The sequence below is a fragment of the Qipengyuania gaetbuli genome (assembly GCF_020524765.1).
Taxonomy (GTDB): domain Bacteria; phylum Pseudomonadota; class Alphaproteobacteria; order Sphingomonadales; family Sphingomonadaceae; genus Qipengyuania; species Qipengyuania gaetbuli_A.
Map to the genome: position 1 here is coordinate 486985 of NZ_JAIVLR010000002.1, position 20562 is coordinate 507546.

26 protein-coding genes are annotated in these 20562 nt (G+C 64.1%); 14 read left to right on the forward strand and 12 right to left on the reverse strand.

Annotated elements, in window-relative coordinates:
- Positions 1–12: 12 nt before the first annotated feature.
- The 7 genes from LC083_RS10820 (at position 13) to LC083_RS10850 (ending at position 4108) form a co-directional block, all read left to right on the forward strand.
- Positions 13–1473 carry a leucyl aminopeptidase gene (locus LC083_RS10820; protein WP_226700394.1) on the forward strand — a complete coding sequence of 487 codons (1461 nt, stop codon included), beginning with the start codon at positions 13–15 and terminating at the stop codon, positions 1471–1473.
- A gap of 25 nt (positions 1474–1498) precedes the next feature.
- A complete protein-coding gene (locus tag LC083_RS10825; protein ID WP_261388682.1) occupies positions 1499–1645 on the forward strand; it encodes a DUF2256 domain-containing protein in 147 nt (48 codons plus the stop codon).
- Positions 1642–2085 carry a DNA polymerase III subunit chi gene (locus LC083_RS10830; protein WP_226700395.1) on the forward strand — a complete coding sequence of 148 codons (444 nt, stop codon included), beginning with the start codon at positions 1642–1644 and terminating at the stop codon, positions 2083–2085. Before LC083_RS10825 ends, LC083_RS10830 begins: the two co-directional genes overlap by 4 nt.
- Before the next feature lie 69 nt (positions 2086–2154).
- Positions 2155–2649: a hypothetical protein gene (locus tag LC083_RS10835; protein WP_226700396.1), complete on the forward strand. Its 495-nt coding sequence runs from the start codon at positions 2155–2157 to the stop codon at positions 2647–2649.
- 87 nt (positions 2650–2736) lie between these two features.
- Positions 2737–3159, forward strand: a complete 423-nt coding sequence (gene ndk / locus LC083_RS10840) for a nucleoside-diphosphate kinase (RefSeq protein ID WP_160606337.1) — start codon at positions 2737–2739, stop codon at positions 3157–3159.
- Positions 3160–3244: 85 nt separating this feature from the next.
- On the forward strand, positions 3245–3685 hold the full coding sequence (locus LC083_RS10845; RefSeq protein WP_226700397.1) for a nuclear transport factor 2 family protein: 441 nt from the start codon (positions 3245–3247) through the stop codon (positions 3683–3685).
- 24 nt (positions 3686–3709) lie between these two features.
- On the forward strand, positions 3710–4108 hold the full coding sequence (locus LC083_RS10850; protein WP_226700398.1) for a nuclear transport factor 2 family protein: 399 nt from the start codon (positions 3710–3712) through the stop codon (positions 4106–4108).
- On the opposite strand, the gene LC083_RS10855 is transcribed toward LC083_RS10850, so the two are convergent.
- From LC083_RS10855 to purM, 3 genes are read right to left on the reverse strand one after another with little or no spacing between them, the layout of a single operon-like run.
- Positions 4109–4318: a hypothetical protein gene (locus LC083_RS10855; protein ID WP_226700399.1), complete on the reverse strand. Its 210-nt coding sequence runs from the start codon at positions 4316–4318 to the stop codon at positions 4109–4111. It abuts the gene before it with no gap.
- Positions 4318–5283: a phosphoribosylglycinamide formyltransferase gene (gene purN / locus LC083_RS10860; RefSeq protein ID WP_226700400.1), complete on the reverse strand. Its 966-nt coding sequence runs from the start codon at positions 5281–5283 to the stop codon at positions 4318–4320. The genes LC083_RS10855 and purN overlap by 1 nt, the downstream gene beginning before the upstream one ends.
- Positions 5276–6373 (reverse strand): phosphoribosylformylglycinamidine cyclo-ligase, encoded by a 1098-nt coding sequence (gene purM, locus LC083_RS10865; protein WP_226700401.1) that lies wholly within the window; start codon positions 6371–6373, stop codon positions 5276–5278. Before purM ends, purN begins: the two co-directional genes overlap by 8 nt.
- 132 nt (positions 6374–6505) lie before the next feature.
- Here purM and LC083_RS10870 point away from each other — a divergent pair, with 132 nt between their 5' ends.
- The 4 genes from LC083_RS10870 to LC083_RS10885 are packed head-to-tail and all read left to right on the forward strand — an operon-like array spanning position 6506 to position 9427.
- On the forward strand, positions 6506–7714 hold the full coding sequence (locus tag LC083_RS10870) for a heavy-metal-associated domain-containing protein (protein ID WP_226700402.1): 1209 nt from the start codon (positions 6506–6508) through the stop codon (positions 7712–7714).
- Between the two features lie 16 nt (positions 7715–7730).
- The gene (locus LC083_RS10875; RefSeq protein ID WP_226700403.1) at positions 7731–8348 is read left to right on the forward strand and encodes an ATPase; all 618 of its coding nucleotides are present in this window, start codon (positions 7731–7733) and stop codon (positions 8346–8348) included.
- A gap of 27 nt (positions 8349–8375) precedes the next feature.
- Positions 8376–9077 carry a serine O-acetyltransferase EpsC gene (epsC, locus tag LC083_RS10880; protein ID WP_160606344.1) on the forward strand — a complete coding sequence of 234 codons (702 nt, stop codon included), beginning with the start codon at positions 8376–8378 and terminating at the stop codon, positions 9075–9077.
- The gene (locus tag LC083_RS10885; RefSeq protein WP_226700404.1) at positions 9077–9427 is read left to right on the forward strand and encodes a DUF2794 domain-containing protein; all 351 of its coding nucleotides are present in this window, start codon (positions 9077–9079) and stop codon (positions 9425–9427) included. The genes epsC and LC083_RS10885 overlap by 1 nt, the downstream gene beginning before the upstream one ends.
- 19 nt (positions 9428–9446) lie before the next feature.
- Here the strand turns inward: LC083_RS10885 and LC083_RS10890 are convergent, their stop codons facing one another.
- The 5 genes from LC083_RS10890 to LC083_RS10910 all read right to left on the reverse strand — a co-directional run bounded on the left by LC083_RS10890 (position 9447) and on the right by LC083_RS10910 (position 13667).
- Positions 9447–9836, reverse strand: a complete 390-nt coding sequence (locus LC083_RS10890) for a hypothetical protein (RefSeq protein ID WP_226700405.1) — start codon at positions 9834–9836, stop codon at positions 9447–9449.
- 71 nt (positions 9837–9907) lie between these two features.
- Positions 9908–10966, reverse strand: coding sequence for a hypothetical protein (locus LC083_RS10895; protein ID WP_226700406.1), 1059 nt, complete (start codon positions 10964–10966; stop codon positions 9908–9910).
- A gap of 71 nt (positions 10967–11037) precedes the next feature.
- Entirely contained in the window at positions 11038–11865 is an 828-nt protein-coding gene (locus tag LC083_RS10900; protein ID WP_226700407.1) for a DUF4328 domain-containing protein, read from the reverse strand.
- A 72-nt stretch (positions 11866–11937) separates the two neighbouring features.
- Entirely contained in the window at positions 11938–12867 is a 930-nt protein-coding gene (locus LC083_RS10905; protein ID WP_160606349.1) for an SDR family NAD(P)-dependent oxidoreductase, read from the reverse strand.
- Positions 12868–12998: 131 nt separating this feature from the next.
- Entirely contained in the window at positions 12999–13667 is a 669-nt protein-coding gene (locus LC083_RS10910) for an HAD-IA family hydrolase (protein WP_222554326.1), read from the reverse strand.
- A gap of 61 nt (positions 13668–13728) precedes the next feature.
- On the opposite strand from LC083_RS10910, the gene glmU reads away from it, so the two are divergent.
- The 3 genes from glmU to LC083_RS10925 are packed head-to-tail and all read left to right on the forward strand — an operon-like array spanning position 13729 to position 16103.
- A complete protein-coding gene (gene glmU / locus LC083_RS10915; RefSeq protein ID WP_226700408.1) occupies positions 13729–15096 on the forward strand; it encodes a bifunctional UDP-N-acetylglucosamine diphosphorylase/glucosamine-1-phosphate N-acetyltransferase GlmU in 1368 nt (455 codons plus the stop codon).
- Between the two features lie 23 nt (positions 15097–15119).
- A complete protein-coding gene (locus tag LC083_RS10920) occupies positions 15120–15371 on the forward strand; it encodes an HNH endonuclease (RefSeq protein WP_226700409.1) in 252 nt (83 codons plus the stop codon).
- A 57-nt stretch (positions 15372–15428) separates the two neighbouring features.
- Complete coding sequence (locus tag LC083_RS10925) at positions 15429–16103, forward strand: SOUL family heme-binding protein (RefSeq protein WP_226700410.1); 675 nt, start codon at positions 15429–15431, stop codon at positions 16101–16103.
- Between the two features lie 63 nt (positions 16104–16166).
- On the opposite strand, the gene LC083_RS10930 is transcribed toward LC083_RS10925, so the two are convergent.
- From LC083_RS10930 to LC083_RS10945, 4 genes are all read right to left on the reverse strand, one after another.
- A complete protein-coding gene (locus LC083_RS10930; protein ID WP_319003438.1) occupies positions 16167–18299 on the reverse strand; it encodes a prolyl oligopeptidase family serine peptidase in 2133 nt (710 codons plus the stop codon).
- 153 nt (positions 18300–18452) lie between these two features.
- Positions 18453–18710: an ATP synthase F1 subunit epsilon gene (locus LC083_RS10935; protein ID WP_160606353.1), complete on the reverse strand. Its 258-nt coding sequence runs from the start codon at positions 18708–18710 to the stop codon at positions 18453–18455.
- Between the two features lie 4 nt (positions 18711–18714).
- A complete protein-coding gene (gene atpD, locus LC083_RS10940; protein WP_160606354.1) occupies positions 18715–20172 on the reverse strand; it encodes a F0F1 ATP synthase subunit beta in 1458 nt (485 codons plus the stop codon).
- A gap of 20 nt (positions 20173–20192) precedes the next feature.
- A complete protein-coding gene (locus tag LC083_RS10945) occupies positions 20193–20555 on the reverse strand; it encodes a hypothetical protein (protein ID WP_160606355.1) in 363 nt (120 codons plus the stop codon).
- Positions 20556–20562: the final 7 nt, after the last annotated feature.

Here is a 20562-nt window from a genome sequence, read left to right on the forward strand (position 1 = left end):
CCGGGAGTTTCCATGCACATCCAGTTCAGCCAGACCCTACCGCAAGCGGCGCGCCTCATTGCGCATGTCGTCGACAAGGGCAAGCTTCCCTCGTCGCTTCCCGCTGCAATGCGAGCCGGCGCGGACGCCGCGCGGTTCAAGGGCAATACCGGCCAGACCTTCGATGGTTTCATCGAAACCGCAGATGGCGCTGCACGGCTGGCGCTGGCCGGCTCGGGCGAGGCGTCGGACGATGCGCGTCTCGCCAATCTCGAGAAGGCGGGCGCAGCGCTCGCGGCAAAGTATCAGTGCAGCGGCGACGAGGAACTGGTCCTCGACGTGACCGAGAACCGCCTGTCCGCCGAAGAAGTCGGCCATGTCCTGCTGGGCCTGCGCCTGCGCAACTGGCGCTACGACATCTATCGCACGAAGATGAAGGACGACCAGAAGGTCACTCTCAAGAAGGTCACCGTCGTCGGCGCACCCGACGATGCCGACACGGCATGGAACGAGCTGACGGCGCTTGCCGAAGGTGTCGAGTTCACGCGCGAGCTGGTGACCGAACCGGCCAACATCATCTACCCCGAAACCTTCGTCGAACGTTGCAAGCAGCGCTTCGAGGGCACGGGCGCGGAACTGATCGTGCTCGACGAAAAGCAGATGGAAGAGCTCGGCATGGGTTCGCTGCTCGGCGTCGGCCAGGGCTCGGTGCGCGAATCGCGCATCCTCGCCATCCGCTGGAACGGCGGCGAGCCGGGCGAGCGTCCGGTGGCCTTCGTCGGCAAGGGCGTGACCTTCGATACCGGCGGTATCTCGATCAAGCCGGGGCCGGGCATGGAAGACATGAAGTGGGACATGGGTGGTGCCGGCGCGGTTGCGGGCGGCATGCTCGCGCTCGTCAAGCGCAAGGCCAAGGCCAATGTCGTGGGGGTCATGGGTCTCGTCGAGAACATGCCCGACGGCAATGCGCAGCGCCCGGGCGACGTCGTCACTTCGATGAGCGGACAGACCATCGAAGTGCTGAATACCGACGCCGAAGGCCGCCTGGTGCTGGCCGACGCGCTGCACTGGACGCAGCAGGAATTCGAGCCGACCCGCATCGTCGATTTCGCCACGCTGACCGGCGCGATCATCATCTCGCTCGGCAATGAATATGCCGGCCTGTTCTCCAACGATGACAGCCTTGCCAAGGATCTCATCGAGGCGGGCGAGGCGACCGGCGACACCATGTGGCGGATGCCGCTTGGCAAGGCCTACGACAAGCTGATCGACAGCCCGATCGCCGACATGAAGAACATCGGCGGCAAGGGTGCAGGCTCGATCACGGCAGCGCAGTTCCTGCAGCGCTTCATCGCCGACGACACGCCCTGGGCACACATCGACATCGCCGGCAAGGCGTGGTCGGACAAGCCGGGCCGGACCTGGGGCAAGGGCGCAACGGGTTACGGCGTGCGCCTGATCGACCGGCTGGTGTCTGAAACCGTCGAAGGCTGATCGAAAGGGCGATCTCATTCCCAAGATGCGCCGAAAGGGAGACCTGCCGACCAAGGTCTGCGAGGCCTGCGGGCTCCCTTTCGCCTGGCGCAAGAAATGGGAACGGGACTGGGACAATGTCCGGTACTGTTCGGAACGGTGCCGGCGCAGCAAGGGCAAGGCCAGCGCATGACCCGGGTGGATTTCTATCAGCTCAGCCGTGACCCCGTCGACGTGACCGTGGTCAAGCTGGCGGGCAAGGTCATGCAGGCCGGCGAGCGGCTGCTGGTAGTCGCCGCGGATCCCGCGCTACGCGAAAGGCTGGGTAACGCCTTGTGGGCAAAGGGCGGCGGCACTTTCTTCGCCAATGGCCCGGCCGATGCGCCCCATGCCGCGCGCCAGCCGATCCTCGTGTCCGACGGCTGCGCTGCGCCGAACGAAGCCTCCATGGCGATCCTTGCCGATGGTGTCTGGCGGGAAGAGGCGAGTGCCTTCGCGCGCGTCATGCTGCTGTTCGACGAGGCCGCGACAGAAGCGGCGCGCAATCTTTGGCGCGAGCTTGCCCCGCGCGAGGATATCGACAACCGGATCTTCAAGCAGACCCCCGAAGGCGGCTGGCGCGAGGGGCGCTGAGGCGCGCAGGAACACAAGCGCCCCACGCCCGTCATCAGGTGTATGGGGCGATTCCTGATACCTGCGGCAATGGCTGCCATGCTGATCTCCGCTTGCGAGAGCGAAGACGGTGCGACACGTACAGAGGAAGACCCTTCCGCTGTGGCAGATGCCAGCGGCAGCTACACGGTCGACCGCGAGACGGGCGAGGTCCGCGCCACGCACACCGATGCCCAGGGTGTGACCACGACCCTTGCCGCAGGCGAAAGGGTCGATCCGGGGCTTCCCGCACCCTTCGCACTGCCGCGCGGTGCGACGGTCATTCGCGCAACCCGCGTCGAGCAGGGCGAGGGCAGGCTGGTCACCGTCGAATTCACCAGCGACATGGAAGCGGCGGAACTGACGGACTTCTACCGTAAACTCGCGAAGTCGAGTGGTTTCGATCTCACGTCCGACCTTCCCGGCGAGTCAGGCGCAATCCTCGCCGGCCGCAAAACGGCAGGCGCCATGACGTTTACGCTCCAGGCCAAGCCGCAGGATTCGGGGACCGATGCGCAGATCACCGTCGGGCAGGGCATCGGCTAACAAGCTTGCCCGCGCGCCCTCCCGGCGCTAGGGGCGCGCGCGAGAACTCTCTCCCCCATAAAAGACACTTCGCAAGGAACACACATCATGGCGGTTACCCGCACCTTTTCGATCATCAAGCCCGATGCCACCCGCCGCAACCTGACCGGCGCGGTCACCAAGATGCTGGAAGACGCCGGCCTGCGCGTCGTTGCTTCCAAGCGCATCCACATGACCCGCGAACAGGCCGAAGGCTTCTACGCGGTCCACAAGGAACGCCCCTTCTTCGGTGAACTGGTCGACTTCATGATCTCTGGTCCGGTCGTCGTGCAGGTCCTCGAAGGCGAAGACGCCGTGAAGCGCAACCGCGACGTGATGGGCGCCACCAACCCGGCCGATGCCGACGAAGGCACCATCCGCAAGACCTACGCCGAATCGATCGAAGCGAACTCGGTCCACGGTTCGGACAGCGACGAAAACGCCAAGATCGAAATCGACTTCTTCTTCAACGAAGACGAAATCGTCGGCTAACATTTGTTGGCTTTCGGGGAGATCATCCCCGGGGACTCTGACGAGTTAGGTAACGGGCGCATCCTCTGGTAGGATTGCGCCCGTTATGATTCCCGCGATTCTCCCCTCTACCCGGGAGCGCAGGCGTCACGTGCGCGCCGTGCAAAGCTTTCGGGATGCCCTCAACCGGCGAGACATGGATGCCGTGCGCAGCCATGTGGCGCCGGGGATCGTGGTGTGCGACCAGTCGGGACACCGGATCGAGGGGCGGGAGCGGTACCTCGCCATGCAGGATTCGTTTCTGAAAGCGGCGGGGTATCCGACCATCATTCTGGATTCGGTCGAGCCCAATCGGGACGAGGTCCTGGTCCGTGGCCATGTCGAAGGCGGGGATCACCGCGTCAACGGCACCATCATGTGGCGCGTCAGTTTCGAGGGGACTTCGATCTCGCAGATCGAGATCACGCGGAATGCCGACGGTATCAGCCTGCCGCGTTTCGCATCAGTGTTCAGGAAGAGGGAAGAGCGGGCGACCAGCTTCGCCTGAGATTACAACGGCCGGGGGGCAAAGGTGTTAGGGACCATTCGCAAGAAGCGCAGCGCAAGGGCTCTGGTCGATGCCTTCAACCGGCACGACGCGTCCGCCGTGGTCGCTTCTGTCACACCTGATTGCCGCTTCATCGACAGTGCCGGCGGCTGCATTGAGGGGCATGACGCGATCCGCAACGCAACCTTGCAATTCATGCAGATGGAGCCGGAGTTCGAAATTCTCTTGGAGTCTTCCTCGGTCGTGGAGGACGAGGTGCTGATGCGCGGTACTACGAAAGCTACGGATCCCCTCGTGGCAAAGGACCGCCTGTGGCGAGCGAAGATCAGGGAAGGTCTCGTGTGCGAATGGCAGAGCTTTTGCGACGGCGAGGCGCGAAGGCTGGCGCGAATGCTGGCGCCCGAACACGCGCGGGCTTATTGATTACTCGCTCACGTCGTTCCCGCTGCGCTTGGCCAGCCAGCGCCCGACCAGGAACCTCAGCGCATGCGCGCCGGCGAACGCGCCCGCGACGACCAGCACTGCCTGCAGCGGGTCCACTTCTTCCTCGAAACCTGCATCGCCCTTGACCGCGATCATCACCAGTGCGGCCGCTGCGAGGATGAAGAAGAGATAAGGGGTGATGCGCTGCATCAGAAATCCTCTGCCGCGTTGATCAGCTTGGCCAGCCTCGCAGGGGCGACGCTGCGCCAGCTGCGCTCGAGCCATTCGGCGACGTGGTCCCAGTCGATGCCCGGCCGGTTGAGGATCACGCCGATCCAGCCGCTGGCACCGTAGTAAGCCGGTTTGAAATAGGCATGGGGCTGGGCTTCGACGAGATCGAGCAGTTCGTCCATGCTCCCCGTTTTCACCAGCAGCGCGATGTGTTCCGAACCGTGGTGCTGGTCGTTGAAATAGGCGAAATACTTGCCCGACTTCTCGCTGCCCGCACGCCAGCCGGGTGATCCGTGGCTTTCGCGCTCGTGTGCCTCGGGCAGGGAGAGAGCGAGGGCGCGGACCTTTCCCAGCAGATAGTGCGGATCGCTTCCGCGCGAGACGTAATCGGACAAGACGCGCGGGTAGAGCTGGTGCTCGGCGAAGCGGACCCGTTCCGCGAGGCTGTCCGCAGTCTCGCCAGCACGGATCGCGACGGACAGGCTGCCCAGAACCTCGCCTGCGTCGAGTTCCTCAGTCACCAGATGGACCGACACGCCGCCATGGCTGTCACCGGCCTCGATTGCGCGCGCATGGGTGTCGAGACCGGGATATTTCGGGAGCAGCGAAGGGTGGATGTTCAGCATCCGGCCCTGCCAGCGGCACACGAATTCAGGGCTGAGGATGCGCATGTATCCGGCGAGAACGATATATTGCGCGCCCGCCTCCTTCGCGGCTTTCTCCATGACGGCATCGTGGTCCGCGCGCGTCATGCCGCGGTGGGAAAGGGCAAAGGTCGGCACGCCCTCGGCCGAGGCAAGCATAAGCCCTTCCGCATCGGGATCGTTGGCTGCGACGAGGCAGACCTCGTAAGCACTGTCCGGCAAAAGGCTCGCATAGAGCAACGCGGCCATGTTGCTGCCGCGCCCTGAGATGAAAATCGCGACCTTCGCCTTGTCAGCCAAGGTGCACGGCCTCCCAGTCGGACTTGCCGGACCAGGTGCCCTGTGACCCGCGCACGGTGCAGCCCTTCTGGCCTTCGACGATGCGGCCAACCGCGAGCACGGTTTCGCCGGCCTCTTCGAGGCGCGAACGGACGATTTCGACATTGGCCGGATCGACTGCCAGGACCATGCCGACACCGCAGTTGAAAGTGCGCGCCATTTCGGCCGGCTCGATATTCCCCTGTGCCTGCAGGAACGCCATCAGCCCAGGCTGCTCCCAGCCATCGGCATCGACTTCGGCATGAGCGCCTGCTGGCAGGACGCGCGGGATATTTTCCAGCAGGCCGCCACCGGTGATGTGCGCCATCGCGTCGACTAGCCCGTCGCGCACGATCGGTAGCAGAGTCTTCACATAGATGCGGGTCGGCTCGAGCAATGTCTCGGCCAGAAGGCGGTCCTGGTCGAACAGGGCAGGTCGGTCGAGCTTCCAGCCTTTGTCGACCGCAAGGCGGCGGACCAGCGAGAAGCCGTTCGAATGGACACCCGAACTGGCAAGCCCGAGCAAGATGTGGCCGGGCGCCACGCGCTCACCGGTCAGTTGTTCGCCGCGTTCCACCGCACCGACACAGAAACCGGCAAGGTCGTAATCGCCTGCCGCATACATACCCGGCATTTCGGCAGTTTCCCCGCCGATCAGCGCGCATCCGGCCTGCTTGCAGCCTTCGGCGATGCCCGCGATGACGCGTTCGGCGATGCCGTTCTCCAGCTTGCCGGTGGCGAAGTAGTCGAGGAAAAACAGCGGCTCTGCGCCCTGAACGATCAGATCGTTCACGCACATTGCGACGAGATCGATGCCGACCGTGTCATGCCGGTTCGTGTCGATCGCCAGCTTCAGCTTGGTGCCCACACCGTCATTGCCGGCGACCAGCAAGGGGTCCTTGTATCCGGCCGCGTTGGGGTCGAAAAAGCCCCCGAAACCGCCGATTTCGCCGTCCGTGCCGGGGCGCATGGTCGCCTTGACCAGCGGGCCGATCGCCTTGACGAGCGCATTGCCCGCATCGATCGAAACGCCGGCTTGTTCGTAGGTATAGGACTGGTTGTCGCTGCTCATGTTTGCCCCCTTGCGCATTCGCGCTTGGATTTCCAGAAGCGATTGGGCAAAAGGCGCGCTGTTTTCCCCATGCGGCACCTTTTTTCCCTTTCCCGACCCAAGCGCCTCGCGCTCGTTGCATCCGGACTGGCCATGGCTGGCGGTGCCGGCTGGCTTGCGCTCGCCCAAGTGGGCGGCGAGCGCGGTATCGCGCCGATCGCTGCTTCCAGCGACATAGAGGTTCTTGGCATCGAGGTCGATGTGAAGGCCGATACGGGCCTCGAAGCGCGCGACAAGGCGTGGGTAGAGGCGCAGGTGAAGGCCTGGGAAAAGATCGACGGGCCCAAGCTGCCGGATTCGGAAATCGCAAGCCTCGTCTCCGCCATCGTGGTCCAGCGTGAACGCCTCGGCCCCAAGCGCTACATCGCGACGCTAGGCGTGGTCTTCGACCGTGCCCGGGCTTCGCGTTACCTCGGTACAGAGGGGCAGGCCCAGCGCAGTGCGCCGATGCTGCTGCTGCCGGTCACCATGTCCGGCGGTACGGCCATGGTCTACGAACAGCGCAATCCGTGGCAGCGCGCCTGGGCCGAGTACCAGGCCGGGGCGAGCCGGATAAACTACGTCCGTCCCGCCGGCGCAGGCGGGGATTCGCTGCTGCTGACCTATGGCCAGACCGGCCGCCGCAGCCGCGTGTGGTGGCGCGACATCCTCGACGATTTCGGGGCGGCCGACGTGCTGATTCCGATCGCGGACCTTCATTACACCTTCCCCGGCGGGCCGGTGGAAGGGCGCTTCACGGCGCGGCACGGCCCGGACAGCGAATTCCTCGCTTCGTTCGAGCTGCGCGCGGACAGTCCCGAACAGCTGCCCCAGATGCTTGCGCAGGCGGTTACTCGCTTCGATGCAATCTTTGCCCGCGCCCTGGCCGACGGCACGCTGAAGCCCGACCCGACGCTCAATATCGGCATGGGCGACCTCGATCCGCGCATCGCGCGTCTCGTCGAACTCGGCCGGCGCCTGAAGGCGCAGGATGCCGTAGCCGAACAGCGAAGCGAGGTTCCGACGGAAGAAAGCGACGGAACCATCACCGCCGCGCCTATCAACACGCCCCCGCCGGAAGGCTCGGTCGCGCTCTATACCGTGCAGGTGGTCACGCCCGATGCGCCTTCGTTCGACGATGCCATGGCGGGCATTCGCGGCGGCAACGGCGTTCGCGCTATCGGCGTGCGCAGCACCGCTATCGGCGGCACCACTGTCCTCACTGTCAGCTACGCCGGATCGATCGGCCAGCTGGCGCAGGCCCTTCGCGACCGCGGTTTCACGGTCCGACAGGGGAGCAACGCGCTGCTTATCAGCCGTTGATGGACCGGGTTTTCGCATGGCCCAGTCGCAAATCGCCCTTCCGCTCCTGCATCCCCGTTCCGGTGAGCCCGAACGCATAGTGATCGGTGCCGGCAATCGTTCGGTTGCCGAGGCGCTTGCAAGGGCGGAGGACTGGCCTTTCCGCACCGCCGTGCTTGCCGGGCCGCCCCGGTCGGGCAAGTCGCTTTTCGCCCGTTGGTTCGCCTCGCACACTGGCGGCGGGGCGATCGACGATGCGCAGGGCCGCGACGAGACCGAGATATTTCATGCCTGGAACCGTGCGCAAGAGGACGGCTATCCCCTGCTGCTGACAGTGGGCGAGGGCGGTTGGAACATTGCCTTGCCGGACCTGCGCAGCCGCATGGGCGCAGCCCTGCAGCTCGAGATCGGCCCGCCGGACGATGAAATGGCCGCCGAACTCATCCTCAGCCAGGCCGCCCAGCGCGGCCTTTCGCTGGGCGAGGGCGCGCCCGCCTATCTCGTCCCGCGCATGGAGCGGTCTTACGCGGCAATCGAGCGGATCGTGGCCGAGATCGACCGTTTGAGCCTTGAACGGATGGCGCCCGCTACCATGTCGATATGGCGCGATGCGCTGGAAGCCGTGCAGGGCCCCGAGCAGGGCCGCTTGCTTTAAACCGCCCTTGGTGGGAGAATTACCCCGATGCTGGAACGGCTGATAGCCTATCTCGACAGCGTGAAAGCACGCGATCCCGCACCGCGGAGCCGGTGGGAAGTCCTGCTGTATCCCGGAGTCTGGGCGCTGGCCTATCACCGCGTTGCGCACTGGCTGTTCGAGGCAGAGCTTTTCTTCCTGGCGCGACTGGTGAACCATTTCAGCCGGATGGTGACGGGGATCGATATCCATCCTGGCGCCAAGATCGGCCGCAATTTCTTCATCGATCACGGTTTCTCTGTTATCGGCGAGACGGCCCATATCGGCGACGATGTGACGATTTATCAGTGCGTCACGCTGGGCGGTACCAATCCGGCCAACGGCAAGGGTGGCAAGCGCCACCCGACCATTTCCGATGGCGTCATCATCGGCTCTGGCGCGCAGGTCATCGGCCCGATTACCGTAGGCCGGCGTGCACGCATCGGCGCGAACGCCGTGGTCACGGACGACGTGCCCGAAGGTGCCACGATGATCGGCCTCAAGGCCCGCAGTACGCTGGTTCCGGCAGAAGACTGGCTGAAGGAATTCATCCCCTACGGCACGCCCTGCGACGATCCATGCGCCGAAACCAGCGGTCCGGCCCGCGATTGCCTCGAGAAGCTGGAAGCCGAACTCAAGACCCTGCGCGAGGAAGTCGCAGCCCTGCGTGCCGAGCGTGAACCTGCACAGCGGAGCGGGACGGACGATTGATGAATTTCCTCGGTGACAAGATCGTCGCCTTTCCCGGCCGCAAGCCGCTGCAAGTGGGGTTCACCCGCGAGGAACTGACCCGCATCCTCGACCTCTATGGCCGCATGGTCGCAGCCGGGCAGTGGCGCGATTATGCGATGGATTTCAATCGCGACATGGCGAGTTTCGCAGCCTTTCGCAGGACCGCCGAACGCCCGCAGGCGCGGATCGAGAAACGGCCTGCCCTGCGCGCCAAGCAGGGCATGTGGACGCTCTATGGCGAGCACGGACAGATCCTGAAGCGCGGCCACGAGTTGGCCGGGGTCATGGCACCGGTCGAGCGGCGGCTTTTGAAAGCGGTCGACGACTAGGGGCGCCGCGCGCGGACCGTCACCTGCGATAGAGAAACGCTGTGGTGATGATCGAAGGGAAGATCAGGCCCTTGAGATAGGAAAGCGGGTGACGCCCGACGGTGAAATCGGCGGTGACGGGGCCGAAATGTGCCCAGTAGTGCGTTGCGATCAGACATCCGATGCTCAGCCACATCATCCAGAGAGCGAAACGCTTCCCGAGCAGGACGAGGGACAGGCTGACGATGATCGCGGCCCGCAACACGCCTTGTATGCCATTGTAGAGCGGGCCGCTGGCCGGATCGTGCGAGTTGCTGAAATCGACCAGCATCGTCGTGTGATAGAAAATCAGCAGACCGGCGAGCACGAGGATCACAAGGCTCTGGAGCAGGCGGAGTGGTCCTTCCCTTGCGGCCGACAGGATATGCATTCGCTCGCCCTCCACTATTGGAAAAAGGCCCGCGTCGAAACGCGGGCCTTGTGTTTCCAGTACCGGGCCGGTCAGGCCGTGGCAGGCAGCCTCGTCTTGAGGTCGGCCGGAAGGCCTTTCACCACGGCGCGGCGGATCGGGGTCCACAGTGCCGAGAGAGTCAGCAGCGCCGACCCGATGACAAGGGCCGTTAGCGCGAAGTTCAGCTCCACCGCGCCGAATTCCCTGAACAGGAAGGTCAGGGCGATCAGCACGTAGGCGAGAGCCGAGACGAGCAGCGCACGGCGATCGACGGCAAGGGCGACGAGGCCGAAGCCGATATAGACCATCAGCACCAGCACGGCGGCAAGGGCGCCGATATTTTCGCCCTCGGTCACGCCGATCATGGCGAAGATCGGGTGGGCTATCATCGGCGCGGCAAGCAAGTGCAGCCAGAAGGCGACGTCGCTGCGGCGCGTCTCGCGGGTGGGATCGCTCATGTCCCAGCGCATGGCGAAGCCGAAGATGACGAGCCCGACCGCGAACACGAGACCGAGGATGATGTTCTCGATATTCGCCGTGTCCGGACCGATCGCCGCGACGATCAGCGCGATGGCCGTACCTGCCAGTGCGGCGGTGCCTGCAGCAATGGTGATCGGCACCATGAACCGTTTCCAGTGCAGCCAGGCCGCACCGGCCGTGAGCAGGCCGGAACCGGCGAGCAGCAGCATGCCGAGCGTGTCGTTTGGCGCCACATCGTTCAGCGTAGCGATGATCAGGCCGACGAAGGTGAGGAATGTACCCATCACGAATGCCAGCAGCAGGATGATGCTGGGCAGCGCCATGCGGCGCTTGGCGGTGAAGAATTCGGCCAGCATCCAGGCCGTGCCGGCAACAAGCGCCGCCGAGACGGGCGAGGGGCCGTCATTGCTCGACCAGATGGCATCGCCGATGGCCGCCATGGCAACCAGCATGATCACGACGCCGATACTGACGAAGATGTCGTTGAAGCCGGTGATGAGGCGGAAGTGTTCCGCATCTGCCGGCACTGCATCGCGGCTGGATGCGACATGGGCGCGCAGGGCATCTGCCGCGTCCTTGCTGATCGCACCCGCCGCGACGGCGGAGTTCAAGTCTTCCTGGCTGTACATAAGCCGTTCTCCCCGTTGAGAATGGCAGAGGTATAGCTATGGTGTATTAATACGTCAATACGCCTCGGTTTTCAGGTGCCGATGATGGTGACCGTGGGCCGTGCCGGCGCGGCATCCGCGAGGGCGCTTGTATCGACCTGCGGCAGGTATTCGGCCTGTGCGGCAGTGATGGAGCGGGTCAACCTGCCGAAAAGCCACGCCGATCCCAGCAACAGGATCAGAGCGAAGGCGATGATCGTGAACTCCATCCATATCGGCGTCATGATGACGAGATTGGTCCCCACATCGAGCGCGAATTTCACGATCATGGCGCTGAAGATGAGCATGCCTACCATCATCGCGGTCCACCATGCAGTGACGTCCTCGACCGGGCTACGGGCGAAGTCTTCCTCTTCCCCGTGACTGCGGTTGTGCAGTTCGCGCATCGATTCAAACGGCAGGAACAGGTTGGCGACCGGGATGAGATAGGCCGCAGTGGCAAGCGCAGGACTGTATTTGCTCTTGATTCCGACCTGCGCCAGATTGCTGTTGGCGCGAAACACCCAGAACAGCGCTGCGCCAACGAATACCAGGCCTGACAGGAGCAATACGATAAGGCTGATCACCCCGGGCGCGTCGGGCTTCATCGAATCCTCGGACGGCATGAAACGGCCCTGGATGAAGAAGGCGCTGCTCGAGCGGTTGTATTGCTGATCGATCGCGCGTTGCTGAAGCTGATAGCCGTAATAGGTGTTCTGCCGACTCAGCTCCTCGATTTCGGCGATCCGCTCGTATTCCTGCTTTACCGCGATCCCGCCCAGCACGAGCTGCGCGATACCGGCCAGCAGGACGACGATGGCGCTGATGCGCACCACCAGCGACGAGGTGCGCAGCGCGCGCAGTCCGTTTTCGAGATTCATGCGACCCCCCAAAGAAAAACCCCGCGCCGTTCTGCAACGGCACGGGGTTTCCCGCAATATGGGGCGGCGCGATTATCCGCGGGCCGAGGACGGTCCCGTGCCCGTGACCTTCTGCATGGCGGTCAGGATTGCACCCGACTGCTCGCTGCCCGACTGGGGCGCCTTGAGGTTCGAGAACTCGCTGATCTTATCCCAGTTGGCGGCAAACCCTTCAACCGTGCGCTCGCCTTCGGGCAGCCAGACCGCGTCGTTCATGACGGTCCATGCCGAGTGATAGCCGCCGGCACCTGCGCCGACGATGGCATTGGTCGGCGCGTCCTCGCTGACGAGGAAGAGCGCAGCCGGAACGACGTTCACCGGATCGAACAGCTTGAAGGCTTCTTCGGGGAAGAGGTCTTCGGTCATGCGCGTGCCGGCAACCGGCGACAGCGTGTTGACGCGGACATTGTACTTCGCGCCTTCGAGAGCCAGCGTCTTGGTCAGGCCGGCAAGGCCGAGCTTCGCCGCGCCGTAGTTGGCCTGGCCGAAGTTACCGAACAGGCCGGTCGACGATGCGGTCATCATGATGCGGCCATAAGCCTGCTCGCGCATGGTTTCCCAGCATGCCTTGGTGACGAAGGCCGAACCGGTCAGGTGGACCTTGAGGACGAACTCGAAATCTTCGGGGCTCATCTTGGCGAAGGTCTTGTCGCGCAGGACGCCGGCATTGTTGATGAGGACATGCACGCCGCCCCACTTCTGCTTGGCGTCGGCGACCATCTTCTCCATCTGGTCGTATTCGGTGACCGAGCCACCGTTCGACATGGCTTCGCCGCCCATCTTCTCGATTTCCTCGACGACCTGGAGGGCCATGTCGGAGTGTCCAGTGCCGTCGCGCGAACCGCCGAGGTCGTTCACGACGACCTTCGCGCCGCGGCGCGCCAGTTCGAGAGCGTACTCGCGGCCAAGCCCGCCGCCCGCACCGGTGACGATGGCTACCTTGTCCTTGAAGTCGATGGTCATGGGGCTGCTCCTGCTATGTCGTTTACGTAAAGGTCAATTGTCGCGCGGATTGGCACTTTTGCACCTGGGTTGCAACCGTATGCGCGGTGATCCGCCATGCCGTAAGGGCAGGGCGAAGGCCGGACGGTGCCCTACAGCGTTTCGAGGGCGGAAATGAGGCCCGCCAGCGATTCGATGACCGCGTCTGCACCCAGTTCGTGGGGGGGCTTGTCGCAATAGCCATAGGCGGCGGCGACCACCGGAACCTGCGCTGCACGGGCCGCTCTCACATCGTAGGAACTGTCGCCGATGAAGGCGAGCCGTCCGCCGCCGCAGCGCGCGCGGGCCTCGATCACGGAATCCGGCTCGGGCTTTGCGCGACCCTTGCCCATGGTGTCGCCGCCGATGATCGTCTCGAAGCGATCGGCCAGGTCGAGAGTCGTCAGGATCTGGCGAGCGAAGCTTTCGAACTTGTTCGTCACCACAGCCATCTTCACTCCGCGCTCGGCCAGCGCATCGAGCGTCTCCACCGCGTGCGGATAGGGACGGGTGTGGACGGCGTTGTTCTCTGAATAATAACCGAGCATTTCCTTGTAGAGCCGGCGGAACTCGTCTTCCGGCAGCCCGCCCTGCTGGTCCACGGCGCGGGCCAGCATGATCTTGGCGCCGCCGCCGATGAGGTCGCTCGCATGGTCGGCGGGGACCGGATCGAACCCGCCCAGCGCCAGCGCGTGATTGACCGCTGCGCCCAGGTCGCGGTGCGTTTCGAGGAGAGTTCCGTCGAGATCGAAGCCGACGGCGGCAAAGGGGAAGTCGCTCATGCGGGGGAGGGGTGGAGGATGGTTCTTCAATCCGCAAGCATTTGGTGGCATTGCCGGTGACATGAGCCAGACCAGACAATTCGCCGCCGTCATTCTCGCCGCGGGCAAGGGTACCCGCATGAAGAGCGCGCTGCACAAGGTGCTGCACCCGATCGCCGGCCGCCCGATGCTGCATCACCTGATGGCGAGCGTCGACAGCCTCTCGCCCGCGCACAAGGTCGTGGTCGTCGGCGCAGGGCGCGAACAGCTGAAAGAAGCGCTGGCGGGCAGCGCGCGCACGTGCCTGCAGGAACCCCAGCTGGGTACCGGCCATGCGGTCCAGCAGGCGCAAGGCGAGCTGGACGGGTTCGATGGCGACGTCTTGGTCATGTACGGCGACGTGCCTTTCGTGCGCCCCGCCACGATGGAGCGGATGCTCGACCGGCTCCATGCTGCGGACACACCTGCAGCAGTGGTGCTGGCCTTCGAGCCGGAAGACCCGCTCGCCTATGGCCGCGTCATCGCCGACGACGAAGGCCGCATCGCCAAGATGGTCGAATTCAAGGATGCAGACGAGGGCGAGAGGGCATGTCACCTGTGCAATTCCGGCCTGCTCGCCGCGCGGGCCTCGGATTTGTGGGACCTGCTGGGCCGGGTGGGCAACGACAATGTGCAGGGCGAATATTACCTGCCCGACATCGTCAATATCGCCATCCATGACGGCCGTATCTGCGCCGCTGTCACCACGGACGATCCGAACGAAGTCGCGGGCATCAATTCGCGCGGCGAACTCGCAGCGGCAGAGGCGCTGTGGCAGCAGGAGCAACGCAACTACTGGATGGCCGAAGGCGTGACCCTGCGCGCGCCCGAAACCGTGTTCTTCAGCTACGATACCGAGCTTTCCAGCGACGTCACGGTCGAACCCAATGTCGTTTTCGGCCCCGGGGTAAAGGTCGCCAGCGGTGCCACCATCCGCGCATTCAGCCACTTGGAAGGGGCCAGTGTGGGCGAGGGCTGCGAAGTCGGCCCCTATGCACGCCTGCGCCCCGGCGCAGTGATGGAAAAGGGCAGCAAGGTCGGCAACTTCGTGGAGATGAAGAAGGCGGTCCTCGGTGAAGGTGCCAAGGCCAACCACCTCACCTATCTTGGCGATGCGGAAGTAGGCGCGGGCGCGAATATCGGTGCCGGCACCATCACCTGCAATTACGACGGCTATTTCAAATACCGCACCAAGATCGGCGAGCGTGCCTTTATCGGCTCGAACAGTGCGCTGATCGCCCCCGTCGAGATCGGCGCAGACGCGATCGTTGCTGCCGGTAGCGCGGTCAGCCGCGACGTGGCTGCAGGCGACCTGCGCATGGTGCGCGGCGAGCAGATCGTGAAGCCCGGCTGGGCGGACCGCTTCCATGACGCGATGAAAAAGAAGAAGGCCTCGGAGAAGAAGGGCTGACCGCGGGGCGCACCACCTGCTGGTTGTGCGGGCGCGATATCGGCACGCGCGTCCAGCTCCACCATCCGGTGCCCAAGGCGAAGAAGGGGCGGTTCACCGTCCCGGTCCACCCGATCTGCCACAAGGCGATCCATGCCAATTTCACCAATGCCGAACTCGCCCGCATCGGCGAGGATCGCGAGGCCTTGCTGCATAACGAGGCGCTGGCGAAATTTGTCCGCTGGGTATCGGACAAGCCGCCCGACTTCCACGCGCCCACCCGGACGGCGCGATAGCAGGAAACGTCGGGGCCACACGGGCGTTGTGGGTCAAAGACCAAGGAGCCCGAATTCATGAAACTCTGGAAAGCCGCCGCCATCGGCCTCGGCGTCCTCGCTGCTGGCGCAACTGCCACTTACGCTTATTACCGCCAGGCCGTGGACGAGCCGGATTATGCGCTCGTCCGGGAAGATGGCGATTTCCAGCTGCGTGAATATGCACCGATGATCGTTGCGGAGGTGATTCATACCGGAGACCGCAGACCGGCGTTGAACGCGGGCTTCCGGCGTCTTGCCGCCTATATCTTTGCCGAGGACCGGCCGGGCCAGGAAATCGCGATGACCAGTCCGGTCATGCAGGACCAAGGCGAGAAGATCGCGATGACGGCACCGGTAATCCAGGACCAGGGCGCGGAAATCGCCATGACTGCGCCCGTCATGCAGGACGGCAATGGCGATAGCGGCACATGGCGCACGCGCTTCGTGATGCCGGCGCAGTACACGATGGAAACTCTGCCCACGCCCCCGCAGGACATTACCTTGACCGAAGTACCTTCCCGCCGCGTGGTGGCCGTGCGTTTCTCCGGCCGCGGGAGCGATGCCGATCTGGCAGAGAAGGAAAAGGCGCTCCGCGTCTGGATCGCCAAGGAAGGGCTGGTGGCCTCCGGCCCTGCCGAATTCGCGTTCTACGATGCACCGATGGTGCCGCCACCGCTCCGGCGCAACGAGGTGATCATCCCGGTTGAGTAACCGCAAACGAGAAGGGGCGACCGAGAGGCCGCCCCTTTCCAATTCAGTGAAGCGACAGGCGGATCAGCCGCCGTTGTTGTCGTCCATGAGGCGCTGCATCAGGTAGACCATCTGCAGGGCCTGGAGCTTGGCGCGCTGTTCGTTGTCCACGCCGCCCGAATGGCCGCCTGTCATGTCCTCGAAATACCAGTAATCCTGGCCGAGTTCCTTGAGCTTGGCGGCACCCTTGCGGGCGTGGGCGGGGTGGGTGCGGTCATCGGCGGTCGACGCCCAGAGGAACGGCGCGGGGTAATCCACGCCCTCGACGATCTTCTGGTAGGGCGAATAGCCCTCGATCCATGCCCGCTGTTCGGGGATGCGCGGATCGCCGTATTCGCCGATCCACGAGGCACCGCGGCCGATGAGGTGATAGCGCAGCATGTCGAACAGCGGGATCTGAACGATCGCCGCGTCGAACAGGTCCGGGCGCTGCGTGAAGGCCGTGCCCACCAGCAGGCCGCCCTGCGAGCCGCCCTGGATGCCGAGGTGGTCGGGCGTGGTGAAGCCGCGCTTCACCAGATCTTCGGCCACGGCGATGAAATCGTCCCAGGTGCGCTGCTTGTTCTCGCGAATGGCGCTCTGGTGCCACATCGGTCCGAATTCGCCGCCGCCACGCATGTTGGCAAGGACATAAGCGCCGCCCTTTTCGACCCACAGCTTGCCCGTGGTGCCGAGATAGGAGGGCAGGCGCGGGACCTGGAAGCCGCCGTAACCGGTCAGCAGGGTCGCGGTGGAACCGTCCAGCGTCATGCCCTTGGGCTTGACGATGAAGTAGGGGATTTTCGTCCCGTCCTTGCTCGTCGCCTCGTGCTGCTCGACTTCCATGCCCATCGCGTCGAAATAGGCTGGCGAGGTCTTGAGCACTGCCGGATCGCCCGAACCGTCGGTGTAGTAGAGCGTTGTGGGCGAGAGGAAATCGGTGACCGAGAACATGATCTGGTCGCTCTCGTCAGAGGCCGCCGCCACACCGACCGTGGCATTGTCGGGCAGGGCGACTTCGGTCGAAACCCATTTGCCGCCTTCGAAATCGAATTTCAGCACCTTGCCCACGACATTGTCGAGAATGGTGATGAAGGCGCTGTTGGCGGTCGAGCTGATGCCCTGCTTGGTCTGGCGTTCGGCAGGGGCCCAGACGAGGGTCTTCTTCGCCCCGTTCGGGTCGCGCTTCCACTCTTCAAGGTCCACCGAGACGAGCGCGTCGGCGGGGAAAGTCTGGCCCCCGACTTCCCAGTCCACATCGGTGGAATAGAGCAGCTGCCCGTCGATAATGCCGGCAAGGTTCGCCTTCTTCGGCATGTCGAGTTCGAGCCACTCGCCGTCATGCCAGACGTAGTTGATGCTTTCGTGGAAGCTCACCCCGCGGAATGCGGTGCGGGCATGGACCACGCCCTTGTTGTCACGGAGCAGTCCCGCACCCGACCAAACGTCGCTCGATTCACCCCGGAAGATTTCGGGGGCATCGGCGATGTAGGTGCCCCGCTTCCACATGCGGGTGGTGAAGGGATATTCGCTGTCGGTGAGCGTACCTTCGCCGAAATCGCGGCTGACGAGCAGGGTGTCCTTGTCGAGCCACTGGACGCTGCCCTGGCTTTCGCTGTCGAGCACGAAGCCCCCGTCGACGAACTGCTTCGTCGCGGTGTCGAATTCGCGCATGATGGTGGCATCCTTGCCGCCGTCGCTGAGCGCGATCATGCACATGCGCTGGTCGGGCGGCAGGCAGGTGCTGCCCTTGTAGACCCATTCCTTGCCCTCTGCTGCGGCGAGCGCGTCGACATCAAGGACGGTTTCCCAGGCGATATCATCGCTCTGGTAGCTTTCCAGCGTGGTGCGGCGGAGCAGGCCCTTGGGATTGGCCTTGTCCTGCCAGAAATTGTAGAGGCCGTCGGGACGGATCGACACGAAGGGAATGCGATCCTCGCTGTCGTAGATCGCCAGCGCCTCGTTCTTGAGCTGCTCGAAGCGCGGGTCGGCTTCCATATGGGCAAGCGTGCGATCGTTCTCGCTGCGGACCCAGTCGAGCGCGCGGTCACTACGGGCCTCTTCCAGCCAGATGTAGGGATCTTCGTCCGGGCCGGGAACGCCGTCCTGTGCGGCGAGCGAATTGGGGGCGGCGATGGTCATGACAGCAGCCATTGCCAGCGTGGAAACACGTTTCACAGTCCTCTCCTGCAGATAATGCGGGCTGCATTTACCCTGCCGCGCGCAGGAGGAAAGGACAGACTTGCTCGACGAGGGACAAACCACGACGGACAAACGAAAAAGGGCGACCCGAAGGCCGCCCTCTTCCTGTTTGCGATGATCCCGAAAGGCTCAGCCTTCGACGTGTTCCGCAAGGACCGTGAGGCCGTTCTCGCCGACTTCGGCAAAGCCGCCGCGAACCTCGATGGTTTCCGGAGCTGCGCCTTCGGTCTTGTAGACCTGCACAGCACCGTCGCGGATGGTCGACATGAAGGGCGCGTGGCCCTCGAGCACGCCGAATTCGCCTTCCGTGCCGGGAACGACGACCATGTGGACGTCTTCCGAACGGACCAGCTTCGCCGGCGTGACGAGTTCGAAGTGGAGGGCCATGTCCTTACGCGTCCTCGGCCAGCTTCTTGGCCTTTTCGACCGCCTGGTCGATGCCGCCGACCATGTAGAAAGCGGCTTCCGGCAGGTGGTCGTATTCGCCGTCCACGACTGCCTTGAACGACTTCACCGTGTCTTCCAGCTGGACGAACACGCCCGGGATGTTGGTGAAGACTTCGGCGACGTGGAAGGGCTGCGAGAGGAAGCGCTGGATCTTGCGGGCGCGAGCCACGGTCAGCTTATCTTCTTCCGACAGTTCGTCCATGCCGAGAATGGCGATGATGTCCTGCAGGCTCTTGTACTTCTGCAGCGTCTCCTGGACGCGGCGGGCGGTCTCGTAGTGCTCCTGGCCGACGACGCGCGGTTCGAGAACACGCGAGGTCGAGTCGAGCGGGTCGACTGCCGGGTAGATGCCCAGTTCCGAGATGGCGCGCGACAGGGTGGTCGTTGCGTCCAAGTGAGCGAACGAGGTTGCCGGTGCCGGGTCGGTAAGGTCGTCTGCGGGAACGTAGATGGCCTGGACCGAGGTGATCGAACCCTTGGTGGTCGAGGTGATGCGTTCCTGCAGGTTACCCATGTCGGTGGCGAGCGTCGGCTGGTAGCCCACTGCCGAAGGAATACGTCCGAGCAGTGCCGACACTTCCGAACCCGCCTGCGTGAAGCGGAAGATGTTATCCACGAAGAACAGCACGTCCTGGCCTTCGACGTCGCGGAAGTATTCCGCCATGGTCAGGCCCGACAGGGCGACGCGTGCGCGGGCGCCCGGGGGTTCGTTCATCTGGCCGAAGACGAGTGCCACCTTCGAACCTTCCGAGGTTGCATTGCCGTCGGCGTCCTTGGCGATAACGCCAGCGTCGAGGAATTCGTGGTAGAGGTCGTTACCTTCACGGGTACGTTCACCAACGCCCGCGAAGACAGACACGCCGCCGTGACCCTTGGCGATATTGTTGATCAGTTCCTGGATCAGCACGGTCTTGCCGACGCCTGCGCCGCCGAACAGGCCGATCTTGCCACCCTTTGCGTAGGGAGCGAGAAGGTCGATGACCTTGATGCCGGTGACGAGGATGCTGGCTTCGGTCGACTGGTCGATGAACAGCGGGGCCTCGGCGTGGATCGGGCTGGTGCTTTCGGCGCCGATCGGGCCGCGCTCGTCGATCGGCTCGCCGACGACGTTCATGATGCGGCCGAGCGTCTTCGGACCGACGGGGACCGAGATCTGTGCGCCGGTGTTCACGACTTCCTGACCACGGGTCAGGCCGTCGGTGCCGTCCATCGCGATAGTGCGGACGGTGTTCTCACCGAGGTGCTGCGCGACTTCGAGGACCAGCGTGTTTTCGCCGTTCTTCGTTTCGAGCGCGGTCAGGATCGGCGGCAGTTCACCTTCGAAGGCGACGTCGACGACAGCGCCGATGACCTGGCTGATGACGCCGTTGGGGCTCTGGTTAAGCTTGGGTGCGGTGGCCATGATATTGGTATCCTACTGGCTCAGGAGGCTTTGTGGTGTGCGCCGTGTTCGGCACAGAGGGCTTCTGCGTTGTCGATCATCCAGTCCGAACCGTCTTCGTTCGCAACCAGAGTGGCTTCGTGACGCATGTATTCGTCTTCGCCGAGACCGTATTCGCACAGGGCCTGTTCGGCACCCATTGCGCGGCGGCAGACGGCGTTCTTGACCGGTTCGGCACCTTCGCAGGTTTCTGCGAACTTGGCGCTGAAATAGGCCTGGTCGGTCGCGGGCAGGCTGGCAACCGGTTCCGGCGTCGCGGTTTCGGTCGGGGTCGGCTCGGGAGCCGGCTCTTCGCCGCAGGCTGCGAGCAGCGCGAGGGGGAGGATAAGGGCGAGTTTCTTCACTTTTCCA